The 17,188-nt window shown below is 72.9% G+C and carries 13 protein-coding genes and 1 pseudogene; 4 read left to right on the top strand and 10 right to left on the bottom strand.

Features of this window, described 5'->3' with window-relative positions:
- Window positions 1-205: 205 nt before the first annotated feature.
- A pseudogene (locus B1H29_RS05785) lies at window positions 206-2,872 on the top strand (ATP-binding protein); the annotation flags it as partial.
- A 14-nt stretch (window positions 2,873-2,886) separates the two neighbouring features.
- Here B1H29_RS05785 and pcaD read toward each other — a convergent pair.
- Genes pcaD through B1H29_RS05750 form a run of 7 tightly spaced genes read right to left on the bottom strand, consistent with a single transcriptional unit; the run spans window position 2,887 to window position 9,345 of the window.
- Window positions 2,887-4,002 (bottom strand): 3-oxoadipate enol-lactonase, encoded by a 1,116-nt coding sequence (gene pcaD / locus B1H29_RS05780; RefSeq protein WP_055419926.1) that lies wholly within the window; start codon window positions 4,000-4,002, stop codon window positions 2,887-2,889.
- A 2-nt stretch (window positions 4,003-4,004) separates the two neighbouring features.
- The gene (pcaB, locus tag B1H29_RS05775) at window positions 4,005-5,342 is read right to left on the bottom strand and encodes a 3-carboxy-cis,cis-muconate cycloisomerase (protein WP_055419194.1); all 1,338 of its coding nucleotides are present in this window, start codon (window positions 5,340-5,342) and stop codon (window positions 4,005-4,007) included.
- Window positions 5,339-5,944 (bottom strand): protocatechuate 3,4-dioxygenase subunit alpha, encoded by a 606-nt coding sequence (pcaG, locus tag B1H29_RS05770; protein ID WP_055419193.1) that lies wholly within the window; start codon window positions 5,942-5,944, stop codon window positions 5,339-5,341. Before pcaG ends, pcaB begins: the two co-directional genes overlap by 4 nt.
- A gap of 5 nt (window positions 5,945-5,949) precedes the next feature.
- Window positions 5,950-6,723 (bottom strand): protocatechuate 3,4-dioxygenase subunit beta, encoded by a 774-nt coding sequence (gene pcaH / locus B1H29_RS05765; RefSeq protein WP_055419192.1) that lies wholly within the window; start codon window positions 6,721-6,723, stop codon window positions 5,950-5,952.
- Between the two features lie 23 nt (window positions 6,724-6,746).
- Window positions 6,747-7,949, bottom strand: a complete 1,203-nt coding sequence (locus tag B1H29_RS05760) for a thiolase family protein (protein ID WP_055419191.1) — start codon at window positions 7,947-7,949, stop codon at window positions 6,747-6,749.
- Window positions 7,946-8,590 carry a CoA transferase subunit B gene (locus B1H29_RS05755; RefSeq protein WP_055419190.1) on the bottom strand — a complete coding sequence of 215 codons (645 nt, stop codon included), beginning with the start codon at window positions 8,588-8,590 and terminating at the stop codon, window positions 7,946-7,948. The genes B1H29_RS05760 and B1H29_RS05755 overlap by 4 nt, the downstream gene beginning before the upstream one ends.
- Window positions 8,590-9,345, bottom strand: coding sequence for a CoA transferase subunit A (locus tag B1H29_RS05750; RefSeq protein WP_055419189.1), 756 nt, complete (start codon window positions 9,343-9,345; stop codon window positions 8,590-8,592). Before B1H29_RS05750 ends, B1H29_RS05755 begins: the two co-directional genes overlap by 1 nt.
- Window positions 9,346-9,573: 228 nt before the next feature.
- Here B1H29_RS05750 and B1H29_RS05745 point away from each other — a divergent pair, with 228 nt between their 5' ends.
- The gene (locus B1H29_RS05745) at window positions 9,574-10,038 is read left to right on the top strand and encodes a MarR family winged helix-turn-helix transcriptional regulator (protein WP_055419188.1); all 465 of its coding nucleotides are present in this window, start codon (window positions 9,574-9,576) and stop codon (window positions 10,036-10,038) included.
- Here the strand turns inward: B1H29_RS05745 and B1H29_RS05740 are convergent, their stop codons facing one another.
- Complete coding sequence (locus B1H29_RS05740; RefSeq protein WP_055419925.1) at window positions 10,039-11,013, bottom strand: DUF3048 domain-containing protein; 975 nt, start codon at window positions 11,011-11,013, stop codon at window positions 10,039-10,041.
- Window positions 11,014-11,223: 210 nt separating this feature from the next.
- Between B1H29_RS05740 and B1H29_RS05735 the strand changes: the two genes are divergently transcribed.
- A complete protein-coding gene (locus B1H29_RS05735; protein WP_055419187.1) occupies window positions 11,224-12,414 on the top strand; it encodes a zinc-dependent alcohol dehydrogenase in 1,191 nt (396 codons plus the stop codon).
- A 7-nt stretch (window positions 12,415-12,421) separates the two neighbouring features.
- On the opposite strand, the gene B1H29_RS05730 is transcribed toward B1H29_RS05735, so the two are convergent.
- Window positions 12,422-13,489, bottom strand: a complete 1,068-nt coding sequence (locus B1H29_RS05730) for an ATP-dependent DNA ligase (protein ID WP_055419186.1) — start codon at window positions 13,487-13,489, stop codon at window positions 12,422-12,424.
- A gap of 477 nt (window positions 13,490-13,966) precedes the next feature.
- Between B1H29_RS05730 and ligD the strand changes: the two genes are divergently transcribed.
- Window positions 13,967-14,992 carry a non-homologous end-joining DNA ligase gene (gene ligD, locus B1H29_RS05720; RefSeq protein ID WP_055419184.1) on the top strand — a complete coding sequence of 342 codons (1,026 nt, stop codon included), beginning with the start codon at window positions 13,967-13,969 and terminating at the stop codon, window positions 14,990-14,992.
- 1 nt (window position 14,993) lies between these two features.
- Here ligD and B1H29_RS05715 read toward each other — a convergent pair whose 3' ends face one another.
- Complete coding sequence (locus tag B1H29_RS05715) at window positions 14,994-17,183, bottom strand: OmpL47-type beta-barrel domain-containing protein (protein WP_055419183.1); 2,190 nt, start codon at window positions 17,181-17,183, stop codon at window positions 14,994-14,996.
- Window positions 17,184-17,188: the final 5 nt, after the last annotated feature.

Genomic DNA, 17,188 nt, shown 5'->3' with positions numbered 1-17,188 from the left:
GGGACGTTCCCGGCCCCGCCGCCGTTCACGACGGGTTGACGGACCTCGACCGGTGCCCTGGCTGATGGCGGGCCCGGCGCGTCGCCCGCGCTTTACCGCATGTCACCCGTCACGGCAACTGCTGCCCCGACACCCACCACTCGCGCGATCGGACGGTTAGGCTCAGGGTCTGTACGTCATTCGGGCGACTCGGGGAGGTAGCGGGATGACGGAGGTACGGCGGGCGGCCGCCGCCTCGGCCGCCCTTTGGGAGCGCGACGAGGAAGTCGCCACCATCACGCGGGCGGTGGACACGCTGTGCGCGGACCGCTCGTCCCCCGGAAGCCTGCTGGAGGCCAGGGGCGAGGCCGGACTCGGCAAGACCGCGCTGCTCGCGGAGGCCCGCCGCCTCGCCGAGGCCCGGGGCTGCACCGTCTGGTCCGCCCGCGGCGGCGAGACCCTCAGGTCCGTACCCTTCAACGTCGTACGCCAACTGCTCCAGCCCGCGCTCGTGTCCATGCTCCCGGAGGAGGCGCGCGAGTACCTCGGCGACTGGTACGACATCGCGGGCCCCGCCCTCGGCGTAGTGGACCCCGGCGAGCGGCAGGCCGACCCGCAGGGCGTGTGCGACGGCCTGGTCGCCGTCGTACGCCGGCTCGCCCGCCGGGAGTGGCCGCTGGTGCTCCTGATCGACGACGCCCACTGGGCCGACCAGGAGACCCTGCGCTGGCTCGCCGCGCTCGCCGAACGGCTCGACGAGACCTCCGTGCTGGTCGTCATCGCCCGCCGCCCGGGTGACGTCAGCGGCGACAGCGCCCGCCTCCTGGACGCCGTCTCCGCCGTCAGCCGGCCCCTCGCCCCGCTGAACGCCCTGACCCCCGACGCGACGGCCGGCCTCACCCGGGCCACGCTGGGCGGCCACGCCGACGCCGCATTCTGCCGAGAGGTGTGGGCCGTGACCGGTGGCAACCCGTACGAGACCGTCGAACTCCTCGCCAAGGTCCAGGACAGCGAACTGGAACCGGTCGAGTCGCAGGCCGCCGAACTGCGCGACCTGAACCGCTCGGCCCGGGGCGGCGGCCTCGTGGCCCGCCTGGAGCAACTCGGCGTCGACTCCACCCGGTTCGCCTGGGCCGCCGCCATCCTCGGCGGTGGTATCACCGTCGACATGGTGGCCCGGCTCGCCACCCTCGACCGCCACGATGCCGCCCGCTGCGCCGAGTTGCTGTGCGGCGCCCGCATCCTCTCCGCGCCCGACCCCGCCGCCGGGTAGCACGCCGCCGGTGACCTGGAGTTCGTCCACCCGCTGATCGCCACCGCCGTCTACAACTCCATTCCCGACGCGCTGCGCACGGCGATGCACGGCATAGCGGCCCAGCTCGTCACCGACTCCGGACTCGGTGCCGCGGCCGCCTCCCGCCATCTGCTCCAGGTGTATCCCGACGACGACCAGGAAGTCGTGGAGCAACTGCGCGAAGCGGCCCGCGAGCACCTCGCCGTCGGCGCGCCCGACGCGGCCCGCCGCTGCCTCGAGCGGGCCCTGAAGGAACCGCCGCTGCCCGACACCCACGCCCGCGTGCTCTACGAACTGGGCTGCGCCACCCTCCTCACCGCGCCCGCCACCACCATCGGCCACCTGCGCACCGCCCTCGCCATGCCCGGCCTGGACGGCGAGCAGCGCGTCAACGCCGTCTTCAGGCTCTCCGAGGCCCTGCTCCACAACGACCAGTTGGAAGAGGCCGTCCGCACCGTCCGGGCGGAGGCCGCCCGGCACCCGGACCCGTCCGTGCGGATCCGACTGCAGGCCGTCCAGTACATGTGGGAGGGCATCCACCCCGGCGAGACGTCCTCGCCCGGCCGGTCCGAGCGGCTCGCCGAACTCGCCGGCACCTGCACCGGCCGCGACAACGCGGAACGCGCCCTGCTCATCCTGCGCGGCTTCGACGCCATGACGCGCGGCGAGAACGCCGAGGAGGTCGTCGAGCTGTGCGACCGGGCCCTCGTCAACGGCCGCCTCGCCTCCGGACTCGGCTGGACCGACACCGAGTGGGGCCTGGAACTGCCGATGATGCTGGCCAACTCCTACGCCTACACCGACCGGCTGGACCGCGCCGAGGCACTGTTCACCGAGGCTCTGAGCACCTACGAGACGGCCGGCTGGAGCGGCGGCCACCTCGCCCTCGCGCACACCTACGTCGGTCTCGGCCACCGCAGGCGGGGCCGGCTCAGGGAGGCCGAGAAGTCCCTGCGCGAATCACTGCGCATCGCCGAACGGGTCGGCCGGGGCCTGCCGCTGTACTGGTCCGCGGTCTGCAATCTGATCGACACGCTGCTCGCCCGCGGCCATGTCGACGAGGCCGGGTCCGTCGCCGACCGGTACGGCTTCGACCCGCCCTACCCGTCCACCATCGTGCTCCCCGACCCGCGCCCCGTGCGGGCCCGGCTGCTGCTCGCGACCGGCCGCACCAAGGAGGGCCTCAACGAGCTGGAGTCCGCCGAGAAGGCGGCGGCCGCCCGCGGCCGGCACAACCCGGTGGTGAATCCCTGGACGACCGAGCTGGCCCGGGCCCTGGCCACCGAGGACCCCGGCCGCTCCGCCCGGCTCGCCTCCGACGCCCGCCGTCATGCCGAGCGCTTCGGCACGGACACCGCCATAGGCGAGGCCCTGCGGTGCGCCGCGGCGCTGGAGACCGGGCAGCGCGCGGTGCGGCTCGCCGCGCAGGCCGTCGCCTATCTGGAGGCCTCGCCCTGCCAGTACGAGCACGCCGCCGCCCGCGTGGAGTACGGCATCGCGGCCCGCTCGGAGGCCGAGCTGAAGCGGGGCCTCGCACTGGCGGACTCGTGCGGTGCGGACGGACTGGTGGCGCGGGCCCGCGAGGCACTGGCGGCGGGACACGTGGGCTGAGGTCAGACGGTGGTGCCGTCCTCCTCGGCCAGCACCCGCTGGGCCGCCGCGAAAGCCGAGTTCGCGGCCGGCACCCCGCAGTACACCGCCGTCTGCAGCAGCACCGCGCCGATCTCGTCCGGCGTCAGGCCGTTGCGGCGCGCCGCCCGCACATGCATGGCCAGCTCCTCGTAGTGGCCGTGCGCGACCAGCGCCGTCAGCGTGATCATGCTGCGCTCGCGGCGCGAGAGGGTCTCGTCCGTCCAGATCTCGCCCCAGGCGTAACGGGAGATGAAGTCCTGGAAGCGGGCGGTGAACGGGGTCTGCCTCCCCTGCGCCCGGTCCACGTGCGCGTCCCCGAGCACCTCGCGCCGCACCGCCATGCCCCGCTCGGCACCGCCGTCGAAGTGCGCCCGCAGCGCGGTCAGCACCGCCTCGGGCCGCTCCGCCGGCGCCAGGTGCGAGGCCCCCGGCAGCTCGGTCAGCGTCGCGTCCGGCACCGCGTCGGCGATCTCCCGCAGATGCGCGGGCGGCGTCGCCGGGTCCTGACGGCCCGCGATCAGCAGCGTCGGCGCGGAGATCTCGCCGAGCCGGTCCCGCAGGTCGAACGCGGCCAGCGCGTCGCAGCAGGCCGCGTACGCCCCCGGATCGGCGTGCCGGTGGTCCCGCACCAGCTCCGGCACGGTGAACCCGGGCGTGAACCACCGCTCGTCCGCACTCGCCGCGAGTTTCGCCAGCCCCTCCGCGCGCACCAGCGCGGCCCGCTCCTCCCAGGCCTTCGCGCCGTTGAAGTGCGCCGACGAGCAGACGACGGCCAGCGACGACACCCGCTCCGGGTGATGCACGGCCAGATGCAGACCCACCGCGCCGCCCAGCGACACCCCGGCGTAGGCGAACCGCTCCACCCCGAGCGAGTCGGCCAGCGCGAGCACCAGGCCGGCGAGGTCGCCGACGGTGGCGCCCGGCCCGATCAGCTCCGCCGCCGAACCCCCGTGCCCCGGCAGGTTCCAGCGGATCACCCGGTGCCCGATGGACAGCTCGGGCGCCACCTTGTCCCACAGGGCGTACGAGGTGCCCAGCGAGGGCCCGAGCAGCAGCGGGGGAGCGGAGGCGGGGCCTTCGGCCAGGTGGTCGAGCATCATCAACGTCGCTCCAGAGCACGGTCGGTCAGGGCTCCGGCGGAGCCGGTGTAACGGGCGGGGTCGGTCAGAGCGTCTAGGTCGAGCCCGGACAACTCCGGTACGTCGGCGAGCAGTTCGCCCAGGGTGCGGTCCTCGGCGAAGGTCCGCTCGGCCAGCTCGGCGAGCAGCGCCCTGGCGCGGGCCCGTCCCAGCACCGGCGCCAGTTCGGCCGAGAGCCGCTCGGACACGATCAGCCCGTGGGTGAGGCCGAGGTGCGCGCGCATCGCGTCCGGGCGCACCCGCAGCCCCTCGGTCAGTTCGGCGGCGTCCCGGGCGGCGCCGCCGGTCAGCCGCAGCAGGTCCCGCAGCGGCTCCCACTCGGCGTGCCAGGCCCCGGCCGGCCGCTCGTCCCCGGCGGCCAGCGACCCGTACAGCGTGGCCGCGAGCTGCGGCGCGCGCCGGGCGGCCGCCGCGATCAGTGTGGACCGTACGGGATTGGCCTTGTGCGGCATCGCCGACGACCCGCCGCCGCTGCCCTCGGCGACCTCACCGATCTCGGTGCGGGACAGCGTCAGCACGTCCGCGGCGATCTTCCCGAGCGCCCCGGCGGCGAAGGCGAGGCACCCGGCCAGGTCGGCGACCGGGGTGCGCAGCGTGTGCCAGGGCAACTCGGGTGCCCGCAACCCCAGTTCGCGGGCGTACGCCGCCGACAGCACGGTCGGGTCGGCCGCGCCGTACGCCCCGAAGGCGGCCAGGGTCCCCGCCGCGCCCCCGAGCTGGGCGGGCAGGGCGTCGCGTACGGCGGTGATCCGGTCGCGCGCGTCGAGGACGAGCGTGCGCCAGCCGGCCGCCTTCAGCCCGAAGGTCGTCGGCACGGCGTGCTGGGTCAGCGTCCGCCCCGGCATCGCGGTGTCCCGGTGCCCGGCGGCGAGCGCGGCCAGCGCCCGCTCCGTACGGCCGAGTTCGGGCAGCAGCAGGTCCAGGGTGCGGGCGGCGACCAGCATCGTCGCGGTGTCCAGGACGTCCTGGCTGGTCGCCCCCCGGTGCACGTACGGCCCGTACTCCTCGCCGACCGCCTTCGTCAGGTCGGCCACCAGCGGGATGACCGGGTTCCCGCCGTCCCGGGCTCGCTCGGCCAGCGAGCGCACGTCGAAACGGGCCGGGTCGGCCGCCTCGGTCACCGCGCTCGCCGCCTCGGCGGGGGCGAGGCCCAGCCCCGCCTGAGCCCGGGTCAGGGCCGACTCCGCGTCGAGCAGCGCCCGCAGCCAGGCGCGGTCGTCGGTCGCGTCGGCGGCCGGTGAGCCCGCCCACCCGGGGGCGAGCAGGCCCGTGCCGGGAGCTTCGGGAGCTGATGTCACTGGAACTCCAGGAAGACCGTCTCGCCTTCGCCCTGAAGGCGGATGTCGAAACGGTACGTCCCGTTGCCCTCGTCCGCGGCGACCAGCGTGTCGCGGCGCTCGGCGGCCACCCGGGACAGCAGCGGATCCGCGGCGAGCACGGCCTCGTCGCCCGGCAGGTAGATCCGGGTGAACAGGTGCACGAGCAGCCCCCGCGCGAAGACGCACACGCTGACGTACGGCGCGCTGTTCCCGCGCGCCCCGGGGCGCAGCGTCCGCGCGTACCAGTGGCCGTTCGCGTCGGTCTGGATGCGGCCGAAGCCGGTGAACTCCACGCCGTTGCGGCCGAGGAAGCCACCGGAGGCCGGGTCGCGCCGCATCGAGCCGTCGACGGTAGGCAGCTCGCCGGCCGGGTCCGGCCCCCACACCTCCAGGAGCGCGTCCGGCAGCGGTTCGCCCTCGCCGTCGTACACGTACCCGTGCACGGTGATCGTGTCCGGGTGCCCGGCGGGCGCGATGTCCTCGCCGCCGCGGAAGGGCAGCGCGTACCCGTAGAACGGGCCGACCGTGTGCGACGGCGTGGGCGGCACGTTCTCCGGGCTGCTGGTGTCGGTCTTCGTCATGGGGGTCAGCGTCCTTCTTCGATCCAGGTGGCGTTCGGGCCGTCGAGCACGATGTCCCAGTGGTAGCCGAGGGAGAACTCGGGCACGGACAGGCTGTGGTCGTACGTCGCGATCAGCCGCTGCCGGGCGGCGTCGTCCGTCACGGACTGCAGGATCGGGTCGTACGGGAACAGCGGGTCGTTCGGGAAGTACATCTGCGTCACGAGCCGCTGCGTGAAGGCCGAGCCGAACACCGAGAAGTGGATGTGGGCCGGGCGCCAGGCGTTGACGTGGTTGCGCCACGGGTACGGGCCCGGCTGGACGGTGGTGAAGCGGTAGCAGCCGTCGTCGTCGGTCAGGGTGCGGCCCACGCCGGTGAAGTTCGGGTCGAGCGGCGCGTCGTGCTGCTCGCGCTGGTGCGCGTAGCGGCCGGCCGAGTTCGCCTGCCAGATCTCCACGAGCTGGCCGCGCACGGGCTTGCCGTTCCGGTCGAGCAGCCGGCCGGAGACGGTGATGCGCTCACCGACCGGCTCCCCGGTGTGCTGCCGGGTCAGGTCGCTGTCGATCCCGGTGATGTCCCGTTCCCCGAAGGCGGGGGAGGACAGCTCCACCAGCTCGGGGTCCTTGGTGACGTCGACGGTGATCGGCGGCTGCTTGGGGTGGCGCAGTACCGAGGAGCGGTACGGGGCGTAGTCGCGGCGCGGGTGGTGCTCGACGGGCGCGCCGTCGGCGACCCGCTTCTCGTAGGCGGCGTGCTCGGCCGCGATCTCCGCGTCGATGTCGTGCTGGGTGAGAGTCATGGGGGTTCCCGTGGGTGACGTGACTAGCGGTCGAGGACGAGGGCGAGGCCCTGGCCGACGCCGATGCAGAGGGTGGCGACGCCGGTGCCGGTGCCCTTGCGGGCGAGCTGGTGGGCGACGGTGCCGGCGAGGCGGGCACCGGAGGCGCCCAGCGGGTGGCCCAGCGCGATGGCCCCGCCCCGGGGGTTGAGGACCGCGGGGTCGAACTCGGGCCACTCGGCGACGCAGCCCAGCACCTGGGCGGCGAACGCTTCGTTGAGTTCCAGGACGTCGAGGTCGGCGAAGGCGCGGCCGGCCTTGGCGAGGGCGCGGTTCACGGCTTCGACGGGGGCGAGTCCGAAGTAGTGCGGGTCGGTCGCCGAGACGCCGGTGGCCCGGACCCGGGCGAGCGGCTCGCGGCCGGTGGCCTTCAGGCCCTCCTCGTCGACCAGGAGGAGGGCGGCGGCGCCGTCGTTGAGCGGGGAGGCGTTCCCCGCGGTCACGGTGCCGTCGGTGGTGCGGAAGGACGGCTTGAGCTTCGCCATCCCCTCCGGGGAGGCGTCCGGGCGTACGCACTCGTCTGAGGCGAAGTCCACCGGGCCGCCCTTGCGCCGCGGTACCGGGACGGGCGTGATCTCGCCGTCGAACAGGCCGTCGGCCCGCGCGCGGGCGGCCTTGCGGTGGGAGGCGAGGGCGTACTCGTCCTGCTGCTCGCGGGTGATCCCGTGCTTGTCCGCGATCAGCTCCGCCGACTCCCCGAGCGGGATGGTCCACTGCGGGTCCATCCTCGGGTTGACCATGCGCCAGCCGAGGGTGGTGGAGTACATCTCGGTGTGCCCGGCGGGGAAGGCCCGGTCCGGCTTGGGCAGCACGTACGGCGCCCGGGTCATCGACTCCACGCCGCCCGCGAGGGCGATCGACGCGTCGCCGAGGGCGATGGCCCGCGCGGCCTGGATCACCGCCTCGAGGCCGGAGGCGCACAGCCGGTTCACGCTCACGCCGGGGACGCTGGTGGGCAGGCCGGCCAGCAGTCCCGCCATACGGGCGACGTTGCGGTTCTCCTCGCCGGCGCCGTTGGCGTTGCCGACGTACACGTCCTCGATCCGGGCGGGGTCCAGAGCGGGGGTGCGGGCGAGGAGTTCACGGATGGCGTGTGCGGCCAGGTCGTCGGGGCGTACGCCGGCCAGGGAGCCGTTGTACTTGCCGAACGGGGTGCGGACCGCGTCGACGATGTAGACGTCCTTCACTTGAGCCCCTCCGGGACGACGAGCCTGGCATCGGTCTTGGCGGTGATCTCGTCGACGCTCACCCCGGGCGCGGTCTCGACCAGCACCAGGCCGTCGCCGGTGACGTCGAGGACACCGAGGTCGGTGATGACGCGGTTCACACACGCCTTGCCCGTGAGCGGCAGCGCGCACTCCTCAAGGACCTTGGGCGAGCCGTCCTTCGCGGTGTGGGTCATCACCACGATCACGGTGCGGGCGCCGTGGACGAGGTCCATCGCCCCGCCGATCCCGGTGATCATCTTGCCCGGAACGGCCCAGTTGGCCAGATCCCCGGAGGCGGAGACCTGCATGGCCCCCAGCACGGCGACGTCGATGTGCCCGCCGCGGATCATGCCGAAGGACAGCGCCGAGTCGAAGAAGGAGGCGCCCGGCAGGACCGTCACCGTCTCCTTCCCGGCGTTGATCAGATCCGGGTCCACCTCCGCCTCGGTCGGGTACCGGCCGGTGCCCAGTATTCCGTTCTCGGACTCCAGGGTCACCGCCACGCCCTCGGGGAGGTGGTTCGGGATCAGCGTCGGCAGACCGATGCCGAGGTTGACGTACTGCCCGTCCGCCAGCTCCCGCGCGGCCCGCGCGGCCATCTGTTCACGCGTCCATGCCATCAGGAACTCACCGTCCGCCGCTCGATCCTCTTGTCCGCCGCCTGCTCCGCCGTCAGCGCCACGACCCGCTGCACGAAGATCCCCGGCAGGTGCACCGCGTCCGGATCGATCGCGCCGGGCTCGACCAGCTCCTCCACCTCGGCGACCGTCACCCGCCCGGCCATCGCGGCCAGCGGGTTGAAGTTCCGCGAGGACTTGGCGAACACCAGGTTGCCGTGCCGGTCGCCCCTCGCCGCCCGCACGAGCGCGAAGTCGGTGCGGATGCCGCGCTCCAGCACGTACTCCGTCCCCTCGAACTCGCGGACCTCCTTCGGCGGCGAGGCCAGCGCGACCCCGCCGGAGCCGTCGTAGCGCCACGGCAGCCCGCCGTCGGCGACCTGTGTGCCCACTCCCGCCGGGGTGTAGAAGGCGGGGATGCCGGCCCCGCCGGCCCGCAGCCGCTCGGCGAGCGTCCCCTGCGGGATCATCTCCACCTCCAGCTCGCCGCCCAGGTACTGCCGCGCGAACTCCTTGTTGGCGCCGATGTAGGACCCGGTCACCCGGGCGATCCGCCCCGCGGCCAGCAGGACCGCCAGCCCGGAGTCCATCGCCCCGCAGTTGTTGGAGACGACCGACAGCCCGCCGGTGCCGCGCTCGTACAGCGCCTGGATCAGCACGTTCGGCACACCGCTCAGCCCGAAGCCGCCCACCGCGAGCGACGCGCCCTCCGGTACGTCGGCCACCGCCGCAGCGGCCGTGGCCACCACCTTGTCCATCCGAGAAGCCCCATCTCTTCCGAGCACCCCGGACCGCGAATCGGTGATCGACCGCGAATTAATCAGGGCACTGAGTATTTCAGCGAGGTTTCCCATACGCTGCCACCGGACGGCCAGGGCGTCAAGACCAGAAGAAACACGAGGTAGATCGCCTGGTCAGGTTGCGGACGGCCGTCGCCGGTCCGATGTATCGTCAGTACACAAACGAAAGTGACCACAGGAGCGCACATGGCCGCGGTCGACCTGACCACCCATCCCGGGCACCTGGCCCGGCGGCTGCAGCAGGCGCACTACCTGCTGTGGAACACGATGGTCTCGGAGGAGACCACCTCGCCCCAGTTCGCGGTCCTGAACGCACTGGTCGCCGAGCCGGGGCTGGACCAGCGCACGGCGGGGGAGCGGGTGGGGCTGGACCGGTCCACCATCGCCGAGGTGATCGGCCGGCTCGGCCGCCGCGGGCTGCTGGACAAGGTCCGCGACCCGCAGGACGGCCGTCGTTTCCTGCTCCGCCCGACCGACGAGGGGATGCGCGTCCACCGCAAGCTGACCGTGCGCACGGCCCGCATGAACCAGGTCTTCCTCGCCCCGCTCTCCGCCGGCGAGCAGGCCGTCTTCTTCGACCTCATCCGCCGGGTCGCGGACGCCGCCGAAGGGCTCCGCGACCCGGCCGAACCCGCGGCCGCCCCGGGCTGATCAGGGCTCCCTCGTCGAATCGACGAACACCACCCACACCTGGCCCTCGGCGAACTCCAGCGGTGCGCCGTCCTCGGCGGTGAAGGACGTGCCGTCCGCCGCCGTGCCGCGCTTCCAGGTCGCCTCGTGGACGCGCCCGTCGCGCAGCACCTCGGCCTCTCCGGAGCCCACCGACTCGACGTAGGGGGAGTGGTTGCCCCGGAAATCGCGGAGGTCCGACTCGCGCACGTCCACGTGCTGCACGACGACCGTCGCCGGGGCCAGCCGCCCGCCGTCGGCCGTCCGGGCCGGATCTTGGTCCATGGCGACCAGCCAGCGGTCCCGGCTCCCGGACCAGGTGAAGGTGAAGGAGGCCGACGGGTAGCGCACCGTGCGGGAGGACTCGGCCCGGCCGCCTTCGGGGGCCTCGCCGTAGCGGAAACCCGTGGTCAGGGCGTCGGCGCCCGCGGGCTTCGGCAGCAGCCGGCCGGGCCGCAGATAGAGGTTGTGCGGGGCGGGCCGGTCCTCGTCGCGGAGGTAGGCGTCGGACCCCTCGCCCGGCGGCTCCGCACGCAGGGGCGCCTCGTCGATGAGCGGCAGCAGCTTGCTCTGCGCGCCCGAGAAGGCCAGCGTCGGCCGGTCGAACTGGCGCAGCAGTTCCAGGTCGGACTCACGGGCGCTGCGCACCGGCCCGACCGACTCCGGCAGTTGGCTCGCGTAGATCGCCATCAGGCGGCTCAGCCCGCCTTCCACCGGCTCCACGTAGACCACGTCCGCCGCGTCCAGGCCCGTCTGCGGGCGGGCCGCGCGCACGTTGTCGACCTTCACGGCGAGCACCGGGCCGGGGTCGGCCTCCGCGCTGCGCGAGCCCTCCGGACGCGGTGCCCGTGGGTCCTCCTCCGCCCCGGGCCCGGCCGTGCAGCCCGCCGCCAGCGAGACCGCCACCGCTGCGGTCAGCAGCGCGCTGCCGCGCCGCCCGTGCGTCCGTCGTCGCATTCCGACCATCCGCCCGTCCGTCCTGTGTCATCGATTGTGCGCTTCGAGAATCATTTGGTGCCATACCTGACCGAATCTGATAAGGCGCGCGGAAGGCGGTACATAATCCGCTGTTCGGACGAAACCGGCGGCGGTTCGGCTCAGGGCCCCTCGGGTACCCGGCCGTCACGCAAGACCGACGCGCACGGGCGACGGAGGGAGCGCGAGGCGATGAAGGCAGTGACGTGGCAGGGCAAGCGGGACGTACGGGTGGAGGACGTGCCCGATCCGCGGATCCAGGAACCGACGGACGCGGTCATCCGCGTCACGTCCTCCGGGCTGTGCGGCTCCGACCTGCACCTGTACGAGGTGCTCACGCCGTTCATGACACCGGGCGACATCCTCGGCCACGAGCCCATGGGCATCGTGGAGGAGGTCGGCTCCGAGGTGACCGGCCTGAAGCCCGGCGACCGGGTCGTGGTGCCGTTCCAGATCGCGTGCGGGCACTGCTACATGTGCGGCACCGGACTGCCGACCCAGTGCGAGACCACCCAGGTCACCGGTGAGGGCATGGGCGCCCCGCTGTTCGGCTACACCCGCCTGTACGGCGCCGTCCCCGGCGGCCAGGCCGAGTACCTGCGCGTGCCCCAGGCGCAGTACGGCCCCATCAAGGTGCCGGAGGGACCGGCCGACGACCGCTTCGTCTACCTCTCCGACGTCCTGCCCACCGCCTGGCAGGCGGTCGAGTACGCGTCCGTGCCGCGGGGCGGCAGCGTCGCCGTGCTGGGTCTCGGCCCGATCGGCGACATGGCCTGCCGGATCGCCCGGGCCAAGGGCGCCGGACGGGTCTTCGGCGTGGACCTCGTGCCGGAGCGGCTGCGGCGGGCCCGCGAGCGGGGCGTCGAGACGTACGACCTCAGGTCCTTCGACAACGAGAAGGAACTCGTCGCGGCGATCCAGGACGAGACCGACGGCCGCGGCCCCGACGCCGTGATCGACGCGGTCGGCACCGAGGCGCACGGCAGCGCCGCCGCCAAGCTCGCCCAGCAGGCCTCGGCGATGCTGCCCCGGGCCATCGGCGGCCCGCTCGCCGAACGCTTCAGCATCGACCGGCTCGCCGCCCTCTACACCGCCATCGAACTGGTGCGCCGCGGCGGCACGATCTCGCTGTCCGGCGTCTACGGCGGCATGGCCGACCCGATGCCGATGCTCACCCTGTTCGACAAGCAGATCCAGATGCGCATGGGGCAGGCCAACGTGCGCCGCTGGAGCGACGAGATCATCCCGTACCTGACGGACGAGGACCCGCTCGGCGTCGACGACTTCGCCACCCACCGGGTGCCGCTGTCGGACGCGCCGCACGCGTACGAGATGTTCCAGAAGAAGCAGGACGGCGCGGTCAAGGTCCTGCTGAAGCCGTGAGACGCCGTCAGGGACCGCCGAGGATCTCCGCCAGGTCGTAGCGGACCGGCTCCTCCAGTTGGGCGTAGGTGCAGCTCTCCGGCGTCCGGTCCGGGCGCCAGCGGCGGAAGCGGGCCGTGTGCCGGAAGCGCGCCCCGTTCTCCATGTGGTCGTAGGCCACCTCGACCACCCGCTCCGGCCTCAGCGGCACCCAGGACAGGTCCTTCTTGCCCGACCAGCGGCTGGGGGCGCCGGGCAGGCGGGCCGACTCGTGCGCCGACTCCTGCGCCCAGGCGGCCCACGGATGGCCCCGGACGTCGTCCATGCGCAGCGGTTCCAGCTCCTGGACCAGCTCGGCGCGGCGTTTCATGGTGAAGGCCGCGCTCACGCCCACGTGCTGGAGGACGCCCCGGTCGTCGTAGAGGCCCAGCAGCAGCGAGCCGACCACGGGCCCGCTCTTGTGGAGGCGGTAGCCCGCGACGACCACGTCCGCCGTGCGCTCGTGCTTGATCTTGTACATGGCCCGCTCGTCCTGGCGGTACCGCAGGTCGAGCGGCTTGGCGACGACACCGTCGAGACCCGCCCCTTCGTACCGCTCGAACCACTGCCGGGCCACCTCGATGTCGTCCGTGGCCGGCGCCACGTGCACGGGCGGCGTGACCTCGCCCAGCGTCCGGACCAGCAGCGCCCGCCGGTCGGCGAGCGGGACGTCGAGGAGGGACTCCTCGCCCAGCGCCAGCACGTCGAAGGCCACGAGCGAGGCCGGTGTCCTCTCGGCCAGCATCCGCACCCGGGAGTCCGCCGGGTGGATCCGCTCGGTGAGCGCGTCGAAGTCCAGGTGCCCCTCCCGCGCGATCACGATCTCCCCGTCCACCACGCACCGTTCGGGCAACCGTTCCCGCACCGCTGCCACCAGCTCCGGGAAGTACCTGGTCAGCGGCTTGCCGGTACGGCTGCCGAGCTCGACATCCGCGCCGTCGCGGAACACGATCGACCGGAACCCGTCCCACTTCGCCTCGTAGTGCATCCCCGGCGGGATCTTCGCCACCGACTTGGCGAGCATCGGCTTGACGGGCGGCATCACGGGCAGATCCATGGTCCGACTGTATGAGCGGCCCGTGGACGTCGCCTGTCGAGCTTGCCGGGTGATCAGGTTCTACTGCTCCTACATCCGATACCGCCCCGGGAGACCGGGCGCCCACGCCGCCGCGCGTACGCGGCGTGATTCCGGCCGCCCGTCAGGGTCCCTCTGCCCGGCCGCCGCGCCGGTTCCCTTCGACGACCTCGACGGCCACACCGTCGAGGTCGTGTTGGTCGCCCGGCGCTTCACCGGCCGCCGGGTCCTGATGAGCGACGGGAGCATGGCCGGGTAGCGGGGCGTGGCGGCAGGGCACCGTACGGGGAGGCGTGACAGAGGCAGAGCGCTCGTGCCGAGGGGGCCGCCGAAGGGCATCGACCCGTGGACGGCTGCCCACTCGGGCGAGTCGTGGAGACGGGTGGCCGAGCCGGCCGAGTGCCGGTGACCGCGTCGCCTGATGTGCGAGGTCCCCGGGGCGCGCCTACCGTGGCTCGCATGGCGGAAGCGGTGGAACTGGAAGCGGGCGGACGGACCGTGCGGCTGTCCAGCCCGGGCAAGGTCTTCTTCCCGGAGCACGGCTACACCAAGCTCGACGTGGCCCGGTACTACCAGGCGGTCGCCCCCGGCATCCTGCGCGCCCTGCGCGATCGCCCCACCACCCTGCAGCGCTACCCGGACGGCGTCACCGGCGAGTGGTTCTACCAGAAGCGCGCGCCCAAGGGGATGCCCGACTGGATCCCGACCGCGCACATCACCTTCCCCAGCGGACGCAGCGCCGACGAGATGTGCCCCACCGAGGAGGCGGCGGTGCTGTGGGCCGCCCAGTACGGCACCCTCACCTTCCACCCCTGGCCGGTGCGCCGGGACGACGTCGACCACCCCGACGAACTCCGCGTCGACCTCGACCCGCAGCCCGGCACCGACTACGACGACGCCGCCCGCGCCGCCCACGAACTGCGGGCGGTGCTCGAGGAGTTCGGGGGGCTGCGCGGCTGGCCCAAGACCTCCGGCGGACGCGGCATCCACGTCTTCGTACCGATCGAGCCGCGCTGGACCTTCACCCAGGTGCGGCGCGCCGCCATCGCCGTCGGACGCGAGATGGAACGGCGGATGCCGGACCGGGTGACCATCAAGTGGTGGAAGGAGGAGCGCGGCGAGCGCATCTTCATCGACTACAACCAGACCGCCCGCGACCGCACCATCGCCTCCGCCTACTCCGTGCGCCCCCGCCCGCACGCCCCCGTCTCCGCACCGCTGACCTGGGAGGAGGTGGGCGTCGTCCACCCGCAGGACTTCGACATCACGACCATGCCCGCGCGCTTCGCCGAACTCGGCGACGTGCACGCGGGCATGGACGAGGTGCGGTACTCCCTCGACGCCCTGCTGGAGCTGGCGACGAAGGACGAGCACGACCACGGGCTCGGTGATCTGCCGTACCCGCCCGAGTATCCGAAGATGCCGGGGGAACCCAGCCGGGTACAGCCGAGCCGCGCGAAGAAGCCGCGCCCTCAGGAGAGCTGAGCTACAGCTCCTTGATCCGGACGTCCCGGTACGAGACCACGTCCGTCGTGCCGTGGACCTGGAGTCCGATGTAGCCGGCGGCGAACCGCCGCCCGTCCGTGCCCGGGTCGTCCGAGCGCGGCGGAGTGAACTCCTGGCCGCCGACGTTGTCGAACTCGTTGATCAGCTTGCCGTTGCGGTAGATGGAGTAGTGCTGGTCGACCACGCGGATCTCGTAGTCGTTCCAGGTGCCCTTCTCCGTCACACCGGCCCCGGCGAGGCCCACCCGGTCGAAGCCGTAGACCGAGCCGGTCTTGTACATGTCGCCGACCGGGCTGTCGAACACCTGCACCTCGTGCCCGTACTTGATGGCGACCCACTCCGGGCGGGACTCCTCCGGGTGGTCGTGGACCTGCGGGAAGCGCACGAACACACCGGAGTTGGCGTTGCCGGTGTCCGGGGCGTCGTCACGCCACTGGAGCTTCAGCGAGAAGTCGCCGTACTTGCGCTCGGGGAACCACAGCATGCCCAGGCCCTGCCTCGTGGTGCCGGAGGTGATGGACCCGTCCGGGTTCAGCCCGAACGAACCGCCGCCCACCTGCTCCCACTTCGCGAACGACTCCCGGCTGCCGTCGAGGATCGTGCGGTAGCCCTCGGTCTGGCCGGGCCTGCCGATCTTCGACTGGCGGGCGGCCTTGTTGATCGCCCGGTACTCGCGCTTGTCGACGACGCCCTCGTCCAGGAGCGCGTCCATGACCTCCCGGACGTGCTTGAGGAAGAGCGCCTGGGACGACCACTCCTTCTCGTCCTCGATCAGCTCGTTGATCCGGCACCGGTTGTTCGTGACCCGGTTCGGCACACCCGAGTCGACCGTGCCGACGATCACCGTGAGGCGCTCGTCGTACTCCGGGCAGGGCGGCGGCGGCACCTGGCCCGCCACGACCGTGAAGCTCACGGTCAGCGGCGCGGAGGTGTTGCCCGCCTTGTCGCTCGCCCGGTACGCCACGGTGTGCCGGCCCACCCGGTCGACGACCACGGGCTCGGTGTACGCGAGGTAGGGGCCCGCGTCGAGCGAGTACTGAACGCCCGCCACGCCGGAGCCGCCCTCGTCCGTGGCGCTGACGGTCACCTCGGCGCTGCCGACGTACGCGCCGTCGGAGTTCTTGGTGCCCTCCACGGTCGCGCCGGTCACCGGCGGGGTGGTGTCCTCGGGGGGAGCGGCGACGACGGTGAAGGCGACGCTCTTCTCCGCCGCCACGTTGCCCGCCTTGTCGGAGGCGCGGTAGCGCACGGTGTGCTCGCCGACCTCGTGCACCATCACGGGAGCGGTGTACGCCTGCCAGGCGCCGTCACCGACCGCGTACTCGATGGTGTTGACGCCGGAACCGGTGTCGGACGCGGTGACGGTCACCGTCGCCATGTCGATGTACGCGCCGTCCGGGTTCTTCTCGCCGCTGACCGTCGCCGAGGTCTCAGGCGCGGTCGTGTCGTCCGTCGGCGGGGGCACCACCGTGAACGTGACGCTCTTCTCGGCGGCGGCGTTGCCCGCCTTGTCGAAGGCGCGGTAGCGGACCGTGTGGTCGCCGACCTGGTCGACGACGACCGGCGTGGTGTACGGCTGCCAGGCGCCGTCGGAGCCGATCGCGTACTCGATCCGCTCGACGCCGGTACCGCCCTCGTCGGTGGCCGCGACGGTCACGCTCGCGGACCCGACGTACTGGCCGTCGGCGTTCTGCGTACCGTCCACCTCCGCCGACGTCTCGGGCGCCGTGGTGTCCTCGCCGCCACCGCCCTCGGTCACCACGAGCACGCCCTTCATCTCCCCGTGGCCGGGGATCGTGCAGTGGTAGAGGTAGCGGCCGGGGGTGAGGGTGACCTCGGCGGTGTGCTTGCCGCCCTGGTCGTCGAAGGGGTTGGCCAGGATGTTGAGCTGGACGTCGTTGTTGTACTCCGGATCGCTGGTCACGAACGTCAGCGTGTGCGGCATGCCGGTGGTGTTGCCGGTCGCCTCACTGTTCTCGAAGACGATCGTGGCCGGACCGGCCACCGCCGTCTCGGGCGCCGACGTGTACTGGGTGATGTCGTTGCCGGCCGTCCAGGTGAGGACCTGGTCGGCGGCGACGGCCCCGGTCTCCGCCCGGGTCTGCCCGGACGCGGACGTCGTCTGCAGACCGAGCATCATCAGCAGGCCGGCCAGCAGGGCGGCCCACATTCTTC

Origin of the sequence: Streptomyces pactum (assembly GCF_002005225.1) — a bacterium.
In the GTDB taxonomy this organism is placed as follows: Bacteria; Actinomycetota; Actinomycetes; order Streptomycetales; family Streptomycetaceae; genus Streptomyces; species Streptomyces pactum_A.
The sequence above is the reverse complement of the archived record's forward strand: the minus strand, read 5'-3'. Positions and strand labels throughout refer to the sequence as shown.

Bases quoted from the DNA above. Each gene is read 5' to 3' on its own strand.
- pcaD (WP_055419926.1), bottom strand. From the start codon at position 4,002: ATGCTCGACCACCTGGCCGAAGGCCCCGCCTCCGCTCCCCCGCTGCTG.
- pcaG (WP_055419193.1), bottom strand. From the start codon at position 5,944: ATGACGAAGACCGACACCAGCAGCCCGGAGAACGTGCCGCCCACGCCG.
- pcaH (WP_055419192.1), bottom strand. From the start codon at position 6,723: ATGACTCTCACCCAGCACGACATCGACGCGGAGATCGCGGCCGAGCAC.
- B1H29_RS05755 (WP_055419190.1), bottom strand. From the start codon at position 8,590: ATGGCATGGACGCGTGAACAGATGGCCGCGCGGGCCGCGCGGGAGCTG.
- B1H29_RS05750 (WP_055419189.1), bottom strand. From the start codon at position 9,345: ATGGACAAGGTGGTGGCCACGGCCGCTGCGGCGGTGGCCGACGTACCG.
- B1H29_RS05745 (WP_055419188.1), top strand. From the start codon at position 9,574: ATGGCCGCGGTCGACCTGACCACCCATCCCGGGCACCTGGCCCGGCGG.
- B1H29_RS05740 (WP_055419925.1), bottom strand. From the start codon at position 11,013: ATGCGACGACGGACGCACGGGCGGCGCGGCAGCGCGCTGCTGACCGCA.
- B1H29_RS05735 (WP_055419187.1), top strand. From the start codon at position 11,224: ATGAAGGCAGTGACGTGGCAGGGCAAGCGGGACGTACGGGTGGAGGAC.
- B1H29_RS05730 (WP_055419186.1), bottom strand. From the start codon at position 13,489: ATGGATCTGCCCGTGATGCCGCCCGTCAAGCCGATGCTCGCCAAGTCG.
- ligD (WP_055419184.1), top strand. From the start codon at position 13,967: ATGGCGGAAGCGGTGGAACTGGAAGCGGGCGGACGGACCGTGCGGCTG.
- B1H29_RS05715 (WP_055419183.1), bottom strand. From the start codon at position 17,183: ATGTGGGCCGCCCTGCTGGCCGGCCTGCTGATGATGCTCGGTCTGCAG.